We start from the raw sequence: 17,730 nt of genomic DNA, 5'->3' as shown, positions 1-17,730 counted from the left end.
GGCGGGGCCTATGCCGAAAACCTGCCGGTCATCCTGATTTCAGGCGCGCCCAATTCCAACGATGTCGGCAGCGGGCATNATCCTGCACCACACGATCGGCACGCCGGATTATTCCTACCAGCTGGAAATCGCGAAACGCCTGACCTGTGCTGCCGTCTCCATCACGTCCGCGACCGAGGCGCCGGCGCTGATCGATCATGCGATCCGCACCGCGCTGCGTGAAAAGAAGCCGGCCTATATCGAAATCGCGTGCAATATTTCCGCGGCCCCCTGTGCCGCGCCCGGCCCGGTCAGTGCCCTGATGCATGATATCCCCAGCGATCCCGACACGCTGGAGGCGGCTGTCAGCGCAACGGTCGAATTCCTTCGGACGCGCGAAAAGGTATCCCTGCTGGTCGGAAGCAGGCTGCGCGCGGCAAGGGCCGAGGATGAGGCACGGCAGCTGGGCACGACGCTGGGATGCGCGGTCGCGACCATGGCAGCGGCAAAAAGCTTTTATCCTGAAAATGACCCCCATTATATCGGTACGTTCTGGGGCGATGCCAGCAGCGCCGGCGTGCGGGAGGTGATGGACTGGTCCAACGGCATCATCGCCCTTGCCCCTGTCTTCAACGACTATTCCACTGCCGGCTGGACGGCATGGCCAAGGGGCGAGAACGTGCTGCTGGCCGATACACACCAGGTGACGGTGGGCAACAGCAGCTTCGACGGCATTCATCTTCGCGACTATCTCCAGGCACTGACGGCGCGCATCAGGGGAGAGGTCAGCCGTCCGGCGACACTGGTCGAATACAGGCGCATTGCGCGCGAACCCGCCCCCCTGCCCCCCGCCGATCCAAAGGCAAAGCTGGTCCGCGCGGAAATGGCGCGCCAGATTTCGGCGCTGCTGACACCCCGGACCACCGTTCTGGCCGAAACCGGGGATTCCTGGTTTAACGTCATGCGCATGACGCTGCCACAGGGGGCGCGCGTGGAGCTGGAGATGCAGTGGGGCCATATCGGCTGGTCCATCCCCGCGACATTCGGTTACGCGGTCGCGGCACCGGAACGCCGGATCATCACGATGGTGGGTGACGGGTCGTTCCAGCTGACGGCACAGGAAGTGGCGCAGATGGTGCGGCTGAAGCTTCCGATCATAATTTTCCTTGTCAACAACAGGGGATATACGATCGAGGTCGAAATTCACGATGGTCCGTACAACAATATCAAGAACTGGGACTATGCCGGCCTGATGGAGGTCTTCAACGCGGAGGACGGCAAGGGACGCGGTCTGTGCGCGCGCACGGGCGGCGAACTGGCGGCGGCAATCGCCACCGCACTGGCCAATCATGAAGGCCCCACCCTGATCGAATGTCAGATCGACCGCGATGACTGTACCAGTGAACTGATTTCATGGGGACGGCGTGTCGCCACCGCAAATGCACGTCCCCCCAGGAACGGAGAATAAAAGCAGCCCATCCATCCGGATGATACTGCCATTTGCATTTTCCACAGTCTGAGCAAGAGAAGAAAGGAGGAAATGGATCCTCTTTTCTTCTCATCTCCTGAAACCCGACTGATTACTGGCACAATCGATACTGGCATAATTGCGTGCCTCACGGTCCTGACACTGGACAATCGGGCGCGGCTTCTGGCAATAGGCTGACAGGGCCGATCCCGTGTCGTCCGGTCATTTCGCGTGATCGCCCGTTTCCCGCGATCGAAAGACAAATCCGTGCCAGTTCTGAATGACCCCGCGATTGTCAGCGAAATCACCGCGATGTCGGACCGGTATGAAACGGCACTCGGGGAAAACCGTCTCGAAACCCTTGACCGTCTGTTTTATGACGGCCCCGAAACCGTCCGGTACGGGGTGGGCGAAAACCTGTACGGGGCGGATGAAATCGCTGCCTTCCGCCGCGCCCGGACTGGCGGATCGCCACCACGCACCGTATTGCGGCGTGTCATTACGGCGATCGGGCCGGATGTGGGAACGGTTGACCTGGAATTCCAGCGCGCCGGAAGCACCCGTATCGGACGGCAGAGCCAGACATGGATCCGCACGGCGGATGGATGGAAAGTTATCGCGGCACATGTTTCGCTGATGGCGGACATTTCCTGACCACACAGTCATGGCGCGGCCTGCACGAATGAAATCATCCACATCGTGCAACGAAACCAGCATCACGCATGCATCTTTCGCAGAAACAAGATGTCATATTTTCGTTCGACGTGAAATCTTCTTGCCTTCACGTTGCGGGAAATGGGCCTGAGCCCACGTTTCCTGCTATTTTTTCCTTTTATCCGCGCCCTGTATTTCACCTATTTCATCCAAGTCCTGCGAGGCAGCCATTCCAAAGACGAGTAGGTCAAAGGTTGCCGGAGCGAACGGAATGGCGTTATCGCTAATTTAACTACACTCCGTACGGCCATGCCATGACCCGGCATTTCCGGCTGGACCAAACGTCCTCGAGAGGCGACGCTACATGGCTACAGACCAGCGCTGTTTTCCTGCTGACATTCATCTTTCCACCCCCAACAGCGCGCGCCTGAACCGGCTGATGCGGATGTCACGGCGCGATGTCCTGCTTGCAGGCATGGGGGCCGCGCTGGCCTCCGGTGTCGGCAATGTTTTCGCCGCCACGCCCGACGACGCGGATATCGCCACATTCATGACCGTGTCGCAGCGCCTGACGGATCGCGACACGCTGGACCCCAGGATCGGGCATGCACTGTTCATGGGCATTGTCCATGCGGTTCCCACGCGGCGTGACCAGGTCAATCAGCTGCATGAACTGATGACGAAAAACAGCTTCACCAGCGCGCGCGAACTGGCGCGCGCCGCCGAACAGGCCGATCCGGGGCTGAAGGACGCCATTCATGACATCATGACCGGCTGGTATCGCGGCCTCGCGGATCACAAGGTGGTCGTCTACCGCTCCGCGCTGATGTTCGACATCACGAAAGACGCCGTCTATCCCAAGACCTATGCCAGCGGTGGTCCGTTCTACTGGACCAAGACCCCGCCGGAAGTGGCGCTCCCGACCGGCGAGCCCGCCCTTTCGCCCTCCACATTCGTCGTGGAACCCACCTGACAGCCGGAGCGTCCTTATCCATGTCTTCCGAACAATCCCTCTCCGCGGATGTCGTGATCGTCGGCTCCGGCGTCGCTGGCAGTTCCATCGCCAATGAACTGGCCCGTGCCGGCATTTCCGTGATCGTGCTGGAGGCTGGCCCCCGGGTCGATCGGCAACATTTCGTGGAAAATTTCCGCAATCTGGAAAACAAGCCTTCGTATCAGGGGCCATTCCCCTCCGTCCCGTGGGCCATCCATCCCCCCAACCAGATCACGCCGAACGAATACCTCCATACCACCGGCCCCGATGCCGAGGCCTATCAGCAGGTGTATCTGCGCATGATGGGGGGCACGACGTGGCATTGGGCCGGGTGCGCGTGGCGCTACCTCCCCTCCGATTTCGAGCTGAAGACCCGTTACGGACAGGGACGTGACTGGGCCCTCAAATACGATGACCTCGAGCCCTTCTACTATCAGGCCGAGGTCATGATGGGCGTATGCGGACCCGATCCGTCCGTGGAGGATCTGGGATCGCCGCGCAAGCAGCCCTATCCCATGGAAGCACTGCCGATTTCCTATGCCGCGCGGCAGTTCCGCCAGCTGATCAGTGAAAAGACCCCGTGGCGGGTGGTGCACGAGCCGCAGGCCCGCAATACACGCCCGTATGACAGTCGCCCGACGTGCGAGGGGCATAACAACTGCATGCCGATCTGTCCCATCGGGGCCATGTATAACGGCAGCTATTCCGTTTATCACGCCGAAGCGGCAGGCGCGAAGTTCGTGCCCAACGCGGTGGTGTACAGGATCGAACGCGACAGCGCCAACAAGCGCGTGACGGCCGTCCATTACTATGATCCGGACAAGGGTAGCCATCGCGTCACGGGCAAGTATTTCGTCATCGCGGCGCACTGCATCGAAACCGCGAAACTTCTGCTGGTTTCCGCTGATGACCAGAGCCCCGATGGCATCGCCAACAGTTCCGGCCATGTCGGGCGCAACATGATGGACCATACCGGCGTCCAGGTCAGCTTCATCAGCGGGGACAAGGCATTGTGGCCGGGCCGTGGCCCGCTGGAAACCAACGTCATCGACAATTTCCGCGATGGCGACTGGCGCACCACCCGCGGTGCCTATCTGGTGCACATGGTGGATGACAATCAGGTTGACCTTGCCACGGCGCTTGCGATTTCAAAGGGCTATGTCGGGCGCGAACTGGAGGAGCAGATCCGTTATCTCGCCTCCCATACCGTGCGTCTCTTCAGTCATAACGAAGGGATTGCCGACCCTGAAAACCGCCTGACGCTGAGCCAGACGCACAAGGATGTCCTGGGGATCCCGCATCCCGAGGTCTATTACAAGCTTCCTGAATATACCGTCAAAAGCTGCGAACATACCCGTGGCATGTTCCGTGAACTGATCGGCCTGATGCACGGCACGGACGAACAGTGGACGCCCGGTTACTTCCCCCAGGATCATCCCGCGGGCAGCACAATCATGGGAACCGATCCCAAGGATTCCGTGGTCGACGGGTTCTGCCGCACCCATGACCACGAAAACCTGTTCATGGCGAGTTCGTCGGTCTTCTCTTCGGTCGGAACCGGCAATATTACCCTGACGGTGGCAGCACTTGCACTGCGTGTCGCCGATACGTTGAAAAAAGAACTCGTCCATGCCTGATATCACGCGCAATATCCTGTGGTCCGTTCTGGCCGCGGGAACCGCTTTCGCTTCGCTGCCGGCATCTTCGGCCCACGCCGATAACGCCCCGGCGGATCTTCTGGCACGTGGCGAGTATCTGGCCACCGCGGGTGACTGCGTGGCCTGTCATACGGCACCGGGTGGCAAGCCCTTCGCGGGGGGCCTGAAAATCGCCACCCCGATGGGCGATGTGGTTTCCACCAACATCACACCCGATCCCGACCACGGGATTGGCAAATACACGGAAGAGGATTTTGAAAAGAGCCTGCGTCAGGGCATCCGCCGCGATGGCAGCCACCTCTATCCCGCCATGCCGTATGTGTCCTATTCCGGGCTGACGGATGGGGACGTCAAGGCGCTTTATGCGTGGTTCATGCACGGCGTAAAGCCGGTTGCGGTCACCCCGCCGACGACCTCGCTCAATTTTCCCGCCAACATGCGCGTCGCCATGGCGGCATGGAACATGCTGGCGAGCAACACCCCGCCGGAAAGCGGGGATTCGGCCACGTTCGACAAGCTGCGTCGGGGTCGTTACCTTGCGAATGCCCTTGAACATTGCGGCACCTGCCATACCCCGCGCAACATGATGCTGAGCGAGGAACAGGACAGTTATCTTGCCGGCGCACCGCTGGTCGGCTGGTATGCGCCCAACATCACGTCAAGCAAGACAAGCGGGATCGGGAACTGGAGCGAGGATACCCTCGTGCAGTATCTTCACACCGGTCACGTAGACGGGCTGAGCCAGGCCGCCGGACCGATGGGCGAAGCGGTTGAACACAGCACCAGCCACCTGACCGACGAGGATCTGCATGCGCTGGCGGCCTACATCCTTCAGGTCCCCGCGAAGGAAGACAGCGCCGAGCATAAGCCGCGTGAAAGCTTTGGCCAGCCGGTCGAGGCTGCCGATGTGCGCAGCGGCGATCTGACCCGAATTGACGACCTGTCGGAAATGAGCGGGCAGTATATCTATGATGCGAACTGCGCGGCATGCCACGGCCCCAATGGCGCGGGAACCAGCGATCATTATGCGCCCTCCCTGTTCCATAATTCCGTTACCGGGGCGGGACGTCCGGACAACCTGATCATGACGATCCTGAACGGCGTGGACAGGACCGCGGATGGGCAGCATGTCCATATGCCGGGCTTCGATCATGATTCGGATGTGCAGCGCCTGAGCGATAATGAAATCGCAAGCGTCGCCAATTACGTCATGACAACCTTTGGCAGTGGCGATCATGCGGCAACGCCTGAACAGGTCGCAAAGCTGCGCAAGGATATCGCCAAGACCCCCTGATTATTTCGTAATATCCAGCATGACCGCCATATCCGTTACGGTATTTCACCTTATGCGGATATGGCGTTCTTTTTTGTGGCTCTTTTCGCAGGCTGAGCTGGAAACCAGCTCCCCACAATATTTTCTGCAGTCATAAGAAAGTTTTTTGTGAAGCTTTTTTCAAAACGCTTCGAAGAACAATGCCTTTTCCAAAAAAATCAGAACCAAAAAACTTTCCTCATGGATTATTTTCAAACACCCCCATCCCTGACAACACACTGACCGACCGATCAGCAGACAGGTCTTTCGTTACAGGAATAGAACCGGCGATTTACCAGTTCCCCCATTCCTGATTGTTCCACTGCTGCCCGTTCCATCCCTGTCCGCCCAGTTGCTGCATCTGTTGCATCTGCTGCTGACGCATCTGTTCGGCCTGCTGGCGCAGTTGCATCTGCTGTTGCTGCTGCTGTTGCTGCAACTGCTGCATCTGTTGCTGACGCTGCATTTCGATCTGCTGCTGGCGCTGCTGCAACTGGAACCCGGCGTTGGGCTGACCGTGCATCTGGTCTGCCTGCTGGCGTAGCTGGTCCTGTTGCTGACGATACTGATCTTCCATCTGCTGGCGCTGCTGTTCCGCCTGCTGACGCATCTGTTCACGCTGCTGACGAAGCTGTTCGCGCTGCTGCCGGAACTGTTCCTGCATCTGCTGCATCTGTTGCTGCTGCTGCTGCGGTCCTCCGCCCCATTGGGCCAACTGAATGTAAGGTGAACCTGCCGCGCATGCCGATGTGGACACGATGGCCGTTCCCATCAGGAAAAGCGCCAGTGGAACTGCAAGCTGGACAGAATGATGCCGCATGGCGTGACCTCCGGTTATGGTGCGCCGGTTCCCCGACGCGATCACAACATCTTGCGCATGCCTGTCGTGCTGGCAAGCATGCCCTGTTATATTGACCTCGATATATGGTTTTCATCCACCACGCCGAAGGCCAGAAGATGGAATGGGCCACGACGATGGCGCAGGAACGACAAGCATGCCCGATACCAGCTTCCCGCTCAGGTCCCCTGATGAAATCGCCAGCTATCACGCACATGTCTATTTCTCGCCTGCCACGGCATCTCACGCGCTTGCGCTACGGGCGGCGCTGGGACGGCGTTTTTCCGTCAGGCTGGGACGCGTTCACGAAATGCCGGTGGGGCCGCATTGCGCCAGCATGTTTCAGGTCGCCTTTGAAACCTCCATGTTCGCGACGCTCGTGCCGTGGCTCATGCTGAATCGCAACGGCCTCAGCATCCTTGTGCATCCCAATACCACCCATCCCCGTCGCGACCATATCGAGGACAGCCTGTGGCTTGGCGCGCCCATCGCCCTGCTTGCCGATCGTCTGCCCGAAACGCAGGCACATGCCGATATGGCAGGTCCCGCGAATACGACGCCGGACCTGCCCCCCGCGCCCTGATTTGCATCTTTTGTAACAGTTCCTGAAAGAAACCATAACGGGATTGCCATCGAACCGGACAACCCGCCATAAATACCGGCGAATCAAAGGCCGGGAGACAAGACATTGCTTTGTCCGAAAACGGATCAACGGCGTACCATCCCCTCGTTCATATCGGCATTCCTTTCCCTCGCACTGCTGTCTGCCCTGCCGGTTCCTGCCCATGCCCTCGACGCGGAGGGCATGAAATCCAGCACATCGCACAACATGCCGGTTGCGACAGCGACCGACGCGGCGCTGATTGATGATCTGGAACACCGGACGTTTCAGTGGTTCTGGGATGCCGCCGATCCGGCGTCCGGCCTGGTTCCCGACCGGTATCCTTCGGCTCAGACGCAGGCGAGCGTGGCCTCGATCGGTTTCGGGCTGACGGCCTATGGCATCGGGGCAACACGCGGGTACATCACCCGCGACCAGGCCGTGGCGCGCACCATTTCCACCCTGCGCTATCTGCTGCGCTCTCCACAAAACGATAGCGAAGACAACGCAACGGGTTATCAGGGCCTGTATTATCATTTCCTCAGGAAGTCGGACGGGCTGCGGCTGAACCACGATATCGAGCTTTCAAGCATCGATACGGCGCTGCTGATGCAGGGCGTCCTGTTTTCACAGTCCTTCTATGACCGCGACACGCCACAGGAACGCGAAATCCGCGACCTGTCCGATCAGCTTTACAGGCGGGTCAACTGGCGGTGGATACGTCGCCCCGACAACCGGCTCAGCATGGGATGGAGCCCCGAACACCAGTTCATCGCCAGCTACTGGGAAGGTTATAGCGAGGGGATGATGGCCTATATCCTCGGGCTGGGGTCGCCCACCTTCTCGCTGGAACCGACGTCATGGCAGGCGTGGCTTGCCACCAATGACCGCCGCTGGGGCGATTATTATGGACAGACCTTCCTCAATTTCGCCCCCCTGTTCGGTCATCAGTACAGCCACGCATGGATCGATTTCCGTGGCATACAGGATGACTGGGCGCATCAGAAACAGATCGATTATTTCGAAAACAGCCGCCGCGCAGTTTATGCGCAACGTGCCTATGCCATTGCCAATCCGGGAAAATGGCGGGATTACGGGCCGACCATGTGGGGGCTGACGGCCTGTGACGGGCCGGGCGAAACCACGCAGCAGATGGATGGGCAGGCCCGGCATTTCCTGTCCTATTCCGCGCGGGGGGCGGGACGCGACTATACACAGGATGATGGGACCATCGCCCCGACCGCCGCCGTCGGTTCCATTGCCTTTGCGCCCGAAATCGTGCTGCCGACCCTTCATGACATGAAGGCCCGTTACGGCAGCAGAATTTATGGGAAATACGGTTTCGTGGATGCCTTCAATCCCAGTTTCCGGGATGGGAAGTCGTTCTGGTCAGATAATGAATATCTGGGGATCGATCAGGGGCCGATCCTGCTGATGATCGAAAACTGGCGCACGGGACTGGTGTGGAACGTCATGAAGCGCAATCCCTATATCCGCACCGGCCTGCAGCGCGCGGGATTCCAGGGCGGATGGCTGTCGAATTCCCCTGCCCCCGCCAGGGTTGCGCAGGCCATGCCCCTGCGCTGAGCACGGATGGCTACCTTGCCCGATGTCGCGTCAGGGAACCTGCGGCCGGTCCCTGACGTGCGATACGCGTGGACAGCACGATAACCGAATTCGTGCGGTCCACCCCCTGCAGCATGCCGATCCGGTCGATGGCGTCATTGATCGCCTCCGTCGTCTGGGCGCCGACCACGGCGATCATGTCCACATGCCCGCTGACAGCATGCAGTTCACGGATTTCCGGAAACTGCCGCAATGCGTCTTCCACCGATGCAACATGACGGGGCGTGAGCGTAATCATCACATGCGCCCGGATCGCATCCCGCGCTGCCGCCCCCATCACCACCGCATATCCCGCAATCGCGCCGCCACGCTCCAGCCTTTCGATCCGGCTCTGCACGGTCGTGCGCGACAGGCCGCCACGACGGGCCAGTTCCGCCGTGGACATGCGGGCATTTTCCTCCAGCAGGGACAGAATCAGGCGATCGGTGGCGTCGATGTGCATAGTGCCGATCATGGTCAACATTATGCCGAAATAAAAGCCCTATCTGCCGTCTATCCTCGGCTTGCTGCCGACATCCGGGCTTTGTCTGATCAATGGGTCTGATCCCACAATCATGCCGAGGATGGTCATGCGGAAAATACTTGTTATCGGAGCCGGGAACATCGGGTCCACCATTGCAGATTTTCTTGCCAGCACGGGCGATTACGCCGTTACGCTGACCGATCGCGATGCGAACACCCTCGCGGGCGCGGACGTGCCGGACTCGGTCAATCGCGTCACCGCCGACCTGAGTACGCCTGACGTCCTGCCGGGCCTTCTCAAGGGCTGTTTCGCCGTCCTTTCGGCCGCCCCTTTCCACCTGACCACCACCATCGCCAGCGCGGCCGCGGCCGCGGGTGTCAACTACCTCGACCTGACGGAAGATGTGGCCAGCACCAAGGTCGTGCGTGAACTGTCCGCCACTGCGCCCACCGTGGCATTTATCCCGCAGTGCGGACTGGCGCCGGGCGCCGTTTCCATCGTCGCGCACGACATCGCGCGCCGTTTCGACAGCGTGGATACGATCCAGCTGCGTGTCGGGGCCCTGCCGGAATATTCCACCAACGCGCTGGGCTACAACCTGACGTGGAGCACGGATGGCGTCATCAACGAATATATCGAACCCTGCGAGGCCATCGTCGGGGGCAAGCGTCGGCTGGTGCCCGCGCTGGAAGGCCTGGAAACCGTCACCATCGATGGCGTGACCTATGAAGCTTTCAATACCTCCGGCGGGCTGGGATCGCTGTGCGATACCTATGACGGACGGGTGCGGGAACTGAATTACCGCACGATCCGCTATCCGGGTCATGCCGCGATCATGAAGGTGCTGCTGAATGACCTTCGTCTGGCGGAACGCCGCGATGTCATCAAGTCGATATTCGAACATGCCCTGCCCGTGACGACGCAGGATGTCATCGTCATCCTGATCACCGTGTCGGGGCAGCGCGATGGACGCCTGACGCAGGAAACGTTCGTGCGTGCGATTCATGGCGCAACCGTCAATGGCCGTCCGCGCACCGGCATCCAGATCACGACGGCGGGCGCGATCTGCGCCGTGCTCGACCTGCTGGCGGAAGGCAAGATACCGACGTCCGGGCTGGTGCTTCAGGAAGATATCGCCCTGTCGCAGTTCCTGGAGAACCGGTTTGGAAAATTCTACCAGGACGGCAGGCAGTAACAGACACTGATGCCTTGCCCCGGGCAGCGGACGCATCCCGCTGCCCACTTCTTCCCGCCATATTGAACCGGGGCGGGGTTCGATATAGCATCGCAACATATTGCCCCTTCCCCGGAAGAGGTGCCGGCGAACCGGGGCTGGTTCCATATGCGCCGGCACCCGTCAGATTGCGGATTGCCTGCCCGTCATGCCCCACGACCAGATCCCGTGCATTTATGCCGCGCATTCGTATTACGATATCCGTCGCGAACTTGAAAAACGTCCCTCCGCGCCGCCATGCATTCAGGTGACGACGCTGGACGAACTGAAAAAGGTCATCGCGGACGCCGAAATACTTGTCATTTCCATGCTGTGGAAAAATGACCTTCTGGAAATCGCCCCCCGTCTCCGCCTGATCCAGTCCATCAGTTCCGGGGTGGAGCAGTTCGACCTGAACCGGCTGAAGGCGCGTGGTGTCCATCTGTGCAATGCACGCGGCGCGAACGCCAGCGCGGTGGCGGAACATGCACTGGCCCTGATGCTCAGCCTTGCCCGGCGACTATATGAAGCACGCGACAACCAGAAAATATGCCGATGGTCCACCACCGGCACCGATCCGCGCCCACGGCTGCAGGAACTGTCGGAAAAGAATGTCCTAATCGTCGGCATGGGCACGATTGGCGATCGCCTTGCGCGGCTGTGCCAGGCGCTGGGCATGAATGTCAGCGGCGCCCGGCACAGCGCGCGCCCGCTTGATGTCGCAGGCGTGCGGCAAATCACCATGGACCACCTGCATGAAGGGCTGGCGGATGCGGATTACGTCATCCTGACATGCCCGTTGACGCCACAGACGCATCACCTGATCGATGCCGCGGCCTTCAATGCCATGAAGCGCGATGCATGTCTCATCAATGTGGCGCGCGGAGCAGTGATCGAGGAAGCAGCCCTGATCCATGCCCTCGACACCGGTCGTATCGCGGGCGCGGCACTCGACACCTATGACGAGGAACCACTGCCGGCCTCTTCCCCACTATGGTCGCGGCCCAATCTGGTCATGACGGGCCACACGGCGGGCGAAACCCAGTTCTATGAACGCAATGTCGTTGATATCCTGCTCAGGAATCTTGACGCGCTCAAAACTGGCGGGCCGATGACAAACCTGATTGTCTGAAACAGACATTTTCAGGCAAAAAACACCGTAATTATAAGAAAATTTCTGGCGAAGATGTTTTGAGAATCTTCACTAGCATGCAGCCTTTTTGAAAAAAGGCTGCACCCAAAAAACTTTTATATTTTGCCCTTATTTTTAAACAGTCTTTGGGCAAAGGGACGCCATCCTGGCGGGTCATGCCTGCTGGTCATAGGCCGCCAGCACCAGACGACGGGTCCGGTATTCCCCATAGGCCGCGATTTCGTTCTTGCGCAGGACGCGAAACGTCTGTGACGGATAATCATGACCCATCACGTCATGGGGATCGAGGACATATTCCAGCTGCCTGCGACTGAGGCCATAGGCCCGGGCGTACCACGCATCAAGCTCCGCCCGCAGCCATGCGCGCCGGTCCTCATCCCATGGAAACGGCCCTCCGTCATAACCAAAATCCCGTGCCACGCCCGCCATGGCATGGCTGGCATATGTCAGTTCCACCACGCGCGGGAGGATGAATTCCAAGGCATCGGAACCGTATGAAGAAGGTGGCAGGACGGGAAGCTGCCGCACGATAAAGAAATTGAGGTTGACGCCGCCTGCTTTCTGCCTGCAGACGAAATCAAAGGGAAGTGACGAAAGATTGGCGATCAAACAGGCCATTTTATGATCGGTCCAGTTCCCGCGCGGAAACATGACTGTCATGCTGTTTCCCACCCCCCACGGCGGCAGCAGGTTGCAGATGAACGTGCGTTCGTTCGTGGGGGACATGATATTGCGGAATCCGAAAAAGGCCGACATATCCGTCCGGTTTCCCGTTTTGCGTATGACATCCTCCTGCCGGACCCAGTAATGCGGCGTAATCTCGAAATCGGGATCGCAATGTTCACGCTGCGTGGTTTCGGGCAGGACACGATGACCACGCTCACCCTTGCGTCGTCCATATCCGGCATGCCTGTGATCATAGAATGATCCCATTTTTGCTTCGTACAGCGGAAGATAACGTAAATCGTCCCCCTGCCCCGCCCTGTCGGAATGCACCCAGTCCGTGCCCTCGCGCCGCCACCCACCAGCGCGTAGCTGAAGGGCGTTACGGAAAAGGCCGCTATCGCTCGTCATGTTGAACAGGCCCTGCCTGAATTCGATATCCCAGGGATTTCCTGCATTCCCGCGCGCCTCGTTGATGAAGACAGGAACATGACTGTAAATGTCGGTCGTCAGTTCGGCATCCGCGCTGGAACGGAAGACCGGCATGGTGTTCGTATCGGGATTGATACGCGCGATCTCTTCAGCAGTCAGGCGGAAATGGCGGCGCGTATCGCCTGCCTGCCGGGGATCGTTCAGGAAACAGGCAAACCGCGCCGACCCGGTTTCGTTGCCCATGGTCAGCAGGCAGAATTTGAAACTGCGATGAACATCGGTAAAAAATGGCGCGCTATTTTCAAAATCAAGCAGTTGCGCCAAGCGCCTTTCACGCATCAGATGACTCAGGAAGGGTGCGGTCATGGCATCGGTCGCGATGCCGGTCGGCACGATAAGCCCCGCGCGCCCATCCCGGCGGACAAGCGTCAGGAACAGTTCGGCAAACAGGGCATAGGTATTCCCCTTGCCCCGCGCGGTCAGGGGAAAACGGCCACTGCCGCGGGCAAAGGCATTCATCGCATCAAAAAGACGCCGCGCAGTGGCGAACTCATGGAACAGGTCGGGACGGGAGGCTTTCAGCCCGGCAATAGCAACCTTGCGCGCGGCACCTTTCAGGGCCGCGATTTCAGGCGCGCGGGCGGCGAAATACTCCTCCTCCTGCAATTGCATGACTTCCCACGGCGGGTTGCCTATCACGACGTCAAAGCCCCCCCGTTCGGCCATGACATCCGCGAACGCCAGCGGCCAATGCAGGGCATGCGCCCGTCGGGCGATATCCACCGCTCCGTATTCGCAGTCACGCGAAGCATCCTGTCCGGCCAGTTCCGACCACATCTCTGCCGTCGTCGGGACAACACCGGCAGGTGTATGATGGGCACGCGGCCGCAGAAAAGCCGCGACATAGAGATCGCAGGCCACATGAAAGGCGGAACGTGACATTCTGCCCCACCAATCCCCGAACCGGCGGCGCTTGCATGCCACCTGTTCCCATGTCGTCTCTGGCAGGGCCCTGATCGCGGTCAGCGTCATGCCGACGGACGCGATCGATTGGTGATACCCAGGGCATTGCATTTCGGACCGCGCGCGCTGGTTCAATCGAAGGTAATGCCGGCTGACAGCGGGATCGTCACCCGTCAGCGGCCTGTACGCCGCATCTGGTACGCCCTTTTCCAGGGCGGCCACATCAAGGATGCCCAGCAGCGCGTTACCGCAGCGTATATTCGCATCCATGAAACACAGGGGATGTCCCGGCATGCCCGTTTCAAGCCACAGCGCCATTTTCGCAAGCTCGATCGCCATGGGGTTGCAGTCCACCCCGTGAATGCAGCGGGAGACGACATCACGAAGGGCCATGCGAAAATCCAGCGCATCGGGCGCACGAAGGGACGCGACGCGGCGGGCCATGCGCCGCGCAGCCCCCAGCAGGAAATGACCTGCGCCACAGGCCGGATCAATCACGCGAAGGGCAAGAATGGCTTCAGCCCCGCCAGCCGCCTCCGCCCGTTTCATGACGGGTTCAAGCGTACTGTCGAGCAGGGCCTCTACAAGGCTGTCCGGTGTATAATAGCTTCCTGATATCCGTCGGTCGCCCCCGCGCCCTTCGCCATCCAGCCCGAAACTGCCATCCGCGCCGATATACGGACGCAGTTCCAGAAGGCTTTCATAAATCGTTCCCAGCTCGCCACTTTTCAGGGATTTCCAGTCCGTGAGGACATCCCCCTTCGCCACGCCGAATCCGAGATTGTGAAGGGCTGAAAGAAAACGGGAATTGGCAATGCGCGCCGTTTTCAGAATGGCCATCCCCTCCGAAGACGGACCGCCACCCAGCGCGGGGAGCCCGTGCTGGGCATTCTCCGTTTCAAGCTCCTCCAGCAGGGTTATCATGCTGTCCCAGCCATCATGTTCCATGTCGGAAGCATCGAAGGAAGTGGACCGTTCCAGCCAGTAAAGGATGCCCGCGTGCCGCCGGTCCTTTTCTGTTCCTGTCGGGAAGACCAGAAGGCCGCGTGCCTCGAGACAGGCAAGGAAAACAAGACGACAGACGGTGCGCAGCAGTTCATCAAACAGGGCGGAGAGGACCAGATTGTCCTCCCGGCCCTGCGCACGCAGGGCCGGATCCGCGTCCAGCACGCCCTGCCCGAGAATTATGATCGCGTTTCTGGCCCCTTCGCGCAGGCAGTTTCGCGGTTGTGGGGCGACCTCGTCCTGTTCGTCCCCGGCTGTCACGCCCCTGCCTTCGGGTGGCTGGACCTCTGTGGCGATCATGGACGGGGATGGCATTGTCTTCCTGCAAGATGGCAATGGGAAAGATGCCTTTCATCGCCTGACATGCGGCAGGTGGCAAGATTGGAATCCCCGCTTCGCACGGCCGGGGTGATCACCCTGCCCCCTCCCGTCCCATGCAACAATGGCCTATCCTTTCCCGTTTGGGGGAAAGCGACCCACGGAACAAGGAAAACGGATCATGGAAAAACGTCCCCTCGGCCTGACCGGGCTTGATATCGCGCCAATCGTCTTCGGGGGAAACGTGCTGGGCTGGACCATTGACGAGAAAACCGGATTTGACGTGCTGGATGCCTTTGTCGATCATGGGTTCAATGCCATCGATACGGCGGATGTCTATTCCACATGGGCCCCGGGCAACAAGGGCGGTGAATCGGAAACCATCATCGGACGATGGCTCCGGGCGCGTCCTGGCATGCGTGGGAAGGTCCACATCTTTACCAAGGTCGGCTGGGACCTTGGCGTTCCGGGCAAAAAGGGCCTGTCGAAGAAGTGGATCCTGCAGGCGGCGGAAAACTCCCTCTCCCGTCTGGGGATCGAACGGATCGACCTGTATTTTTCCCATCGCCCCGATCCTGAAACCCCGTGCGAGGAAACGCTGGCGGCCTTTGACCAGTTGAGGAAAGAGGGCAAGATCCATGCAATCGGGGCCTCCAATTTCGATGCGGCACAGATGGAACACGCACTGGATGTCGCGCACCGCAATGACCTCCCGGCCTATCAGGTGGTGCAGCCCGAATATAACCTCTATGACCGCGCTTCCTATGACGGGGCACTGCGTGATCTGTGCCTGCGCGAAGGATTGGGCGTCGTGACCTATTACAGTCTGGCGTCCGGTTTCCTGTCGGGGAAATACCGCACGCGATCAGACCTGTCACAAAGCCAGCGCGGCAAAGGCATTGACAGGTATCTCAACCCCCGTGGCATGGCCATTCTCGCGGCACTTGACCGGGTTGCCCGGGCGCATGACGCCACGGATGCGGAGGTCGCGCTGGCATGGCTGATCGCGCGCAGGGGCGTGACCGCACCAATCGCAAGCGCCACCAGACGCGCCCATGTCGAAAGTTTCGCGCGCGCGGCGGCACTGACCCTGTCGGACGAAGATATCCGCACGCTGGAAATGGCGGGCCAGCCGGAATAATCCCGTCGTCATTCGGGGAATATCACGCTCTGGGACAGATGATCCTGATGGGGCATCCGTCCCTTTTTCCTTGGGCGATACCGATCCAATACAGGGATCGGGCGCAATGACAGGCAGGCAGGGCCACGGAATCCGTTCCAATACATGGCATGTTGCCCCATAAGGGAAGCAGATAGTCATGTAATCCAAGGATGGATATGAACGGCCCCCAGTCACGGTCCCGCTTTCCCCTCCTGCCGGGCCTGGCCAATGGCGTGGCGACCGGCGCGTGCTGGGGAACCGTTTTCGTGGCGCCTGCCATGGTGCCGGATTTCACGCCGCTGCAGCTTTCCACGGCCCGCTATATCGCCTATGGGGCCATTTCCATCCTTCTTGTCCTGCCACGCTGGCGGCAGCTTCATTCACGGATCGTCCCGAAAGAATGGATCGCGCTGCTATGGCTCGGCCTGACGGGAAATCTTGGTTATTACATCCTGATTTCATCGGCGGTACGGCTTTGCGGCATTGATATTACTTCCATCATGACCGGCTTCCTTCCCGTTATCATCGGAATACTGGGAACCCGTGAAAAGGATGGGCTTGGCCTGCGCAGGCTTGTTCCCTCCATGCTGCTGATGCTCGTGGGGCTGGGGCTGACCGCCATGCAGACCCTTCATTCCGGCGACGCAACCGCCGGCACGGATGTCACCCGCCTGACGGGGGTCGCGCTGGCGATCGGTGGCCTTGCGTCATGGAGCATCTTCGCGCTTTCCAATGCGCGATGGCTAAAACGCCTGTCCACCATCAGCGCCGATGACTGGAGCCTCCTGACCGGGATCGCCACGGGCACCGAGGCGCTGCTCCTGCTGCCATTTGCCGTCCATCCGGGTGCGGCGTCCCATCCGATAACCGGCTGGCTGGCCTTTGCCGCCGTCAGCGGGGGCGTGGCCCTGATTGCATCGGTCATGGGCGGCATTTTCTGGAACCGCACGTGCCAGATGCTGCCCATGACGTTAAGCGGCCAGATGGCCGTGGGCGAGACCCTGTTTGCCCTTTTCTACGGATGCCTGTGGACCGGGCGACTGCCGACGGCGATCGAAATGGCCGCCGTCATCTTCCTCATGCTCAGTGTCATATCCTCCGCCCTTGCGCATGCCCCGGCGCGAGAAGAGAGGACATATCCCGGCAAGGAACAACCGGGGCATCCGGCCGATCCAGCCCAAATGGGGTGACGTGCCTGCCGGGGATGGTCTGCCACCTTTGTGGAAAA

At 60.1% G+C, this 17,730-nt stretch carries 15 protein-coding genes; 13 read left to right on the top strand and 2 right to left on the bottom strand.

The window, feature by feature from the left end; all coding sequences use genetic code 11:
• The first annotated feature begins 61 nt into the window (after positions 1 to 61).
• From NJLHNGOC_RS07465 to NJLHNGOC_RS07430, 9 genes are all read left to right on the top strand, one after another.
• Positions 62 to 1,447 carry an alpha-keto acid decarboxylase family protein gene (locus tag NJLHNGOC_RS07465; RefSeq protein ID WP_456306356.1) on the top strand — a complete coding sequence of 462 codons (1,386 nt, stop codon included), beginning with the start codon at positions 62 to 64 and terminating at the stop codon, positions 1,445 to 1,447.
• Between the two features lie 267 nt (positions 1,448 to 1,714).
• Positions 1,715 to 2,101 (top strand): oxalurate catabolism protein HpxZ, encoded by a 387-nt coding sequence (gene hpxZ / locus NJLHNGOC_RS07460; RefSeq protein ID WP_113595868.1) that lies wholly within the window; start codon positions 1,715 to 1,717, stop codon positions 2,099 to 2,101.
• A 364-nt stretch (positions 2,102 to 2,465) separates the two neighbouring features.
• Entirely contained in the window at positions 2,466 to 3,074 is a 609-nt protein-coding gene (locus tag NJLHNGOC_RS07455; RefSeq protein WP_113595816.1) for a sorbitol dehydrogenase family protein, read from the top strand.
• Between the two features lie 20 nt (positions 3,075 to 3,094).
• The gene (locus NJLHNGOC_RS07450) at positions 3,095 to 4,732 is read left to right on the top strand and encodes a GMC family oxidoreductase (RefSeq protein WP_113595815.1); all 1,638 of its coding nucleotides are present in this window, start codon (positions 3,095 to 3,097) and stop codon (positions 4,730 to 4,732) included.
• On the top strand, positions 4,725 to 6,047 hold the full coding sequence (locus NJLHNGOC_RS07445) for a cytochrome c (protein ID WP_113595814.1): 1,323 nt from the start codon (positions 4,725 to 4,727) through the stop codon (positions 6,045 to 6,047). The genes NJLHNGOC_RS07450 and NJLHNGOC_RS07445 overlap by 8 nt, the downstream gene beginning before the upstream one ends.
• A 370-nt stretch (positions 6,048 to 6,417) precedes the next feature.
• Complete coding sequence (locus tag NJLHNGOC_RS07440; RefSeq protein ID WP_113595813.1) at positions 6,418 to 6,609, top strand: hypothetical protein; 192 nt, start codon at positions 6,418 to 6,420, stop codon at positions 6,607 to 6,609.
• A gap of 9 nt (positions 6,610 to 6,618) precedes the next feature.
• Positions 6,619 to 6,795, top strand: coding sequence for a hypothetical protein (locus NJLHNGOC_RS15900; protein WP_165837876.1), 177 nt, complete (start codon positions 6,619 to 6,621; stop codon positions 6,793 to 6,795).
• Positions 6,796 to 7,060: 265 nt separating this feature from the next.
• Positions 7,061 to 7,486 carry a DOPA 4,5-dioxygenase family protein gene (locus tag NJLHNGOC_RS07435; RefSeq protein ID WP_113595812.1) on the top strand — a complete coding sequence of 142 codons (426 nt, stop codon included), beginning with the start codon at positions 7,061 to 7,063 and terminating at the stop codon, positions 7,484 to 7,486.
• Positions 7,487 to 7,708: 222 nt separating this feature from the next.
• Positions 7,709 to 9,091 (top strand): glucoamylase family protein, encoded by a 1,383-nt coding sequence (locus tag NJLHNGOC_RS07430; protein ID WP_113595867.1) that lies wholly within the window; start codon positions 7,709 to 7,711, stop codon positions 9,089 to 9,091.
• 10 nt (positions 9,092 to 9,101) lie between these two features.
• Here the strand turns inward: NJLHNGOC_RS07430 and NJLHNGOC_RS07425 are convergent, their stop codons facing one another.
• Entirely contained in the window at positions 9,102 to 9,584 is a 483-nt protein-coding gene (locus tag NJLHNGOC_RS07425; RefSeq protein WP_239021396.1) for an Lrp/AsnC family transcriptional regulator, read from the bottom strand.
• Between the two features lie 115 nt (positions 9,585 to 9,699).
• Between NJLHNGOC_RS07425 and NJLHNGOC_RS07420 the strand changes: the two genes are divergently transcribed.
• Together NJLHNGOC_RS07420 and NJLHNGOC_RS07415 are read left to right on the top strand one after the other, a co-directional pair.
• Complete coding sequence (locus tag NJLHNGOC_RS07420) at positions 9,700 to 10,788, top strand: saccharopine dehydrogenase family protein (RefSeq protein ID WP_113595866.1); 1,089 nt, start codon at positions 9,700 to 9,702, stop codon at positions 10,786 to 10,788.
• Between the two features lie 187 nt (positions 10,789 to 10,975).
• Positions 10,976 to 11,938 carry a D-2-hydroxyacid dehydrogenase gene (locus NJLHNGOC_RS07415; RefSeq protein WP_113595810.1) on the top strand — a complete coding sequence of 321 codons (963 nt, stop codon included), beginning with the start codon at positions 10,976 to 10,978 and terminating at the stop codon, positions 11,936 to 11,938.
• Between the two features lie 174 nt (positions 11,939 to 12,112).
• Here NJLHNGOC_RS07415 and NJLHNGOC_RS07410 read toward each other — a convergent pair whose 3' ends face one another.
• Positions 12,113 to 15,337: an Eco57I restriction-modification methylase domain-containing protein gene (locus tag NJLHNGOC_RS07410; protein WP_113595809.1), complete on the bottom strand. Its 3,225-nt coding sequence runs from the start codon at positions 15,335 to 15,337 to the stop codon at positions 12,113 to 12,115.
• Positions 15,338 to 15,521: 184 nt separating this feature from the next.
• On the opposite strand from NJLHNGOC_RS07410, the gene NJLHNGOC_RS07405 reads away from it, so the two are divergent.
• Together NJLHNGOC_RS07405 and NJLHNGOC_RS07400 are read left to right on the top strand one after the other, a co-directional pair.
• Positions 15,522 to 16,481, top strand: coding sequence for an aldo/keto reductase (locus tag NJLHNGOC_RS07405; protein WP_113595808.1), 960 nt, complete (start codon positions 15,522 to 15,524; stop codon positions 16,479 to 16,481).
• Between the two features lie 197 nt (positions 16,482 to 16,678).
• Complete coding sequence (locus NJLHNGOC_RS07400) at positions 16,679 to 17,692, top strand: DMT family transporter (RefSeq protein ID WP_206059732.1); 1,014 nt, start codon at positions 16,679 to 16,681, stop codon at positions 17,690 to 17,692.
• The last annotated feature ends 38 nt before the right edge of the window (positions 17,693 to 17,730 follow it).

It is taken from the genome of Novacetimonas cocois (assembly GCF_003311635.1).
Classification (GTDB): Bacteria; Pseudomonadota; Alphaproteobacteria; order Acetobacterales; family Acetobacteraceae; genus Novacetimonas; species Novacetimonas cocois.
Note: the sequence above shows the minus strand (reverse complement) of the source record. Positions and strands in the feature narration are given on the sequence as shown.

Coding starts and splice junctions, on each gene's coding strand:
- NJLHNGOC_RS07455 (WP_113595816.1), top strand. CDS start 2,466: ATGGCTACAGACCAGCGCTGTTTTCCTGCTGACATTCATCTTTCCACC.
- NJLHNGOC_RS07450 (WP_113595815.1), top strand. CDS start 3,095: ATGTCTTCCGAACAATCCCTCTCCGCGGATGTCGTGATCGTCGGCTCC.
- NJLHNGOC_RS07445 (WP_113595814.1), top strand. CDS start 4,725: ATGCCTGATATCACGCGCAATATCCTGTGGTCCGTTCTGGCCGCGGGA.
- NJLHNGOC_RS07435 (WP_113595812.1), top strand. CDS start 7,061: ATGCCCGATACCAGCTTCCCGCTCAGGTCCCCTGATGAAATCGCCAGC.
- NJLHNGOC_RS07430 (WP_113595867.1), top strand. CDS start 7,709: ATGAAATCCAGCACATCGCACAACATGCCGGTTGCGACAGCGACCGAC.
- NJLHNGOC_RS07425 (WP_239021396.1), bottom strand. CDS start 9,584: ATGATCGGCACTATGCACATCGACGCCACCGATCGCCTGATTCTGTCC.
- NJLHNGOC_RS07420 (WP_113595866.1), top strand. CDS start 9,700: ATGCGGAAAATACTTGTTATCGGAGCCGGGAACATCGGGTCCACCATT.
- NJLHNGOC_RS07415 (WP_113595810.1), top strand. CDS start 10,976: ATGCCCCACGACCAGATCCCGTGCATTTATGCCGCGCATTCGTATTAC.
- NJLHNGOC_RS07410 (WP_113595809.1), bottom strand. CDS start 15,337: ATGCCATCCCCGTCCATGATCGCCACAGAGGTCCAGCCACCCGAAGGC.
- NJLHNGOC_RS07405 (WP_113595808.1), top strand. CDS start 15,522: ATGGAAAAACGTCCCCTCGGCCTGACCGGGCTTGATATCGCGCCAATC.
- NJLHNGOC_RS07400 (WP_206059732.1), top strand. CDS start 16,679: ATGAACGGCCCCCAGTCACGGTCCCGCTTTCCCCTCCTGCCGGGCCTG.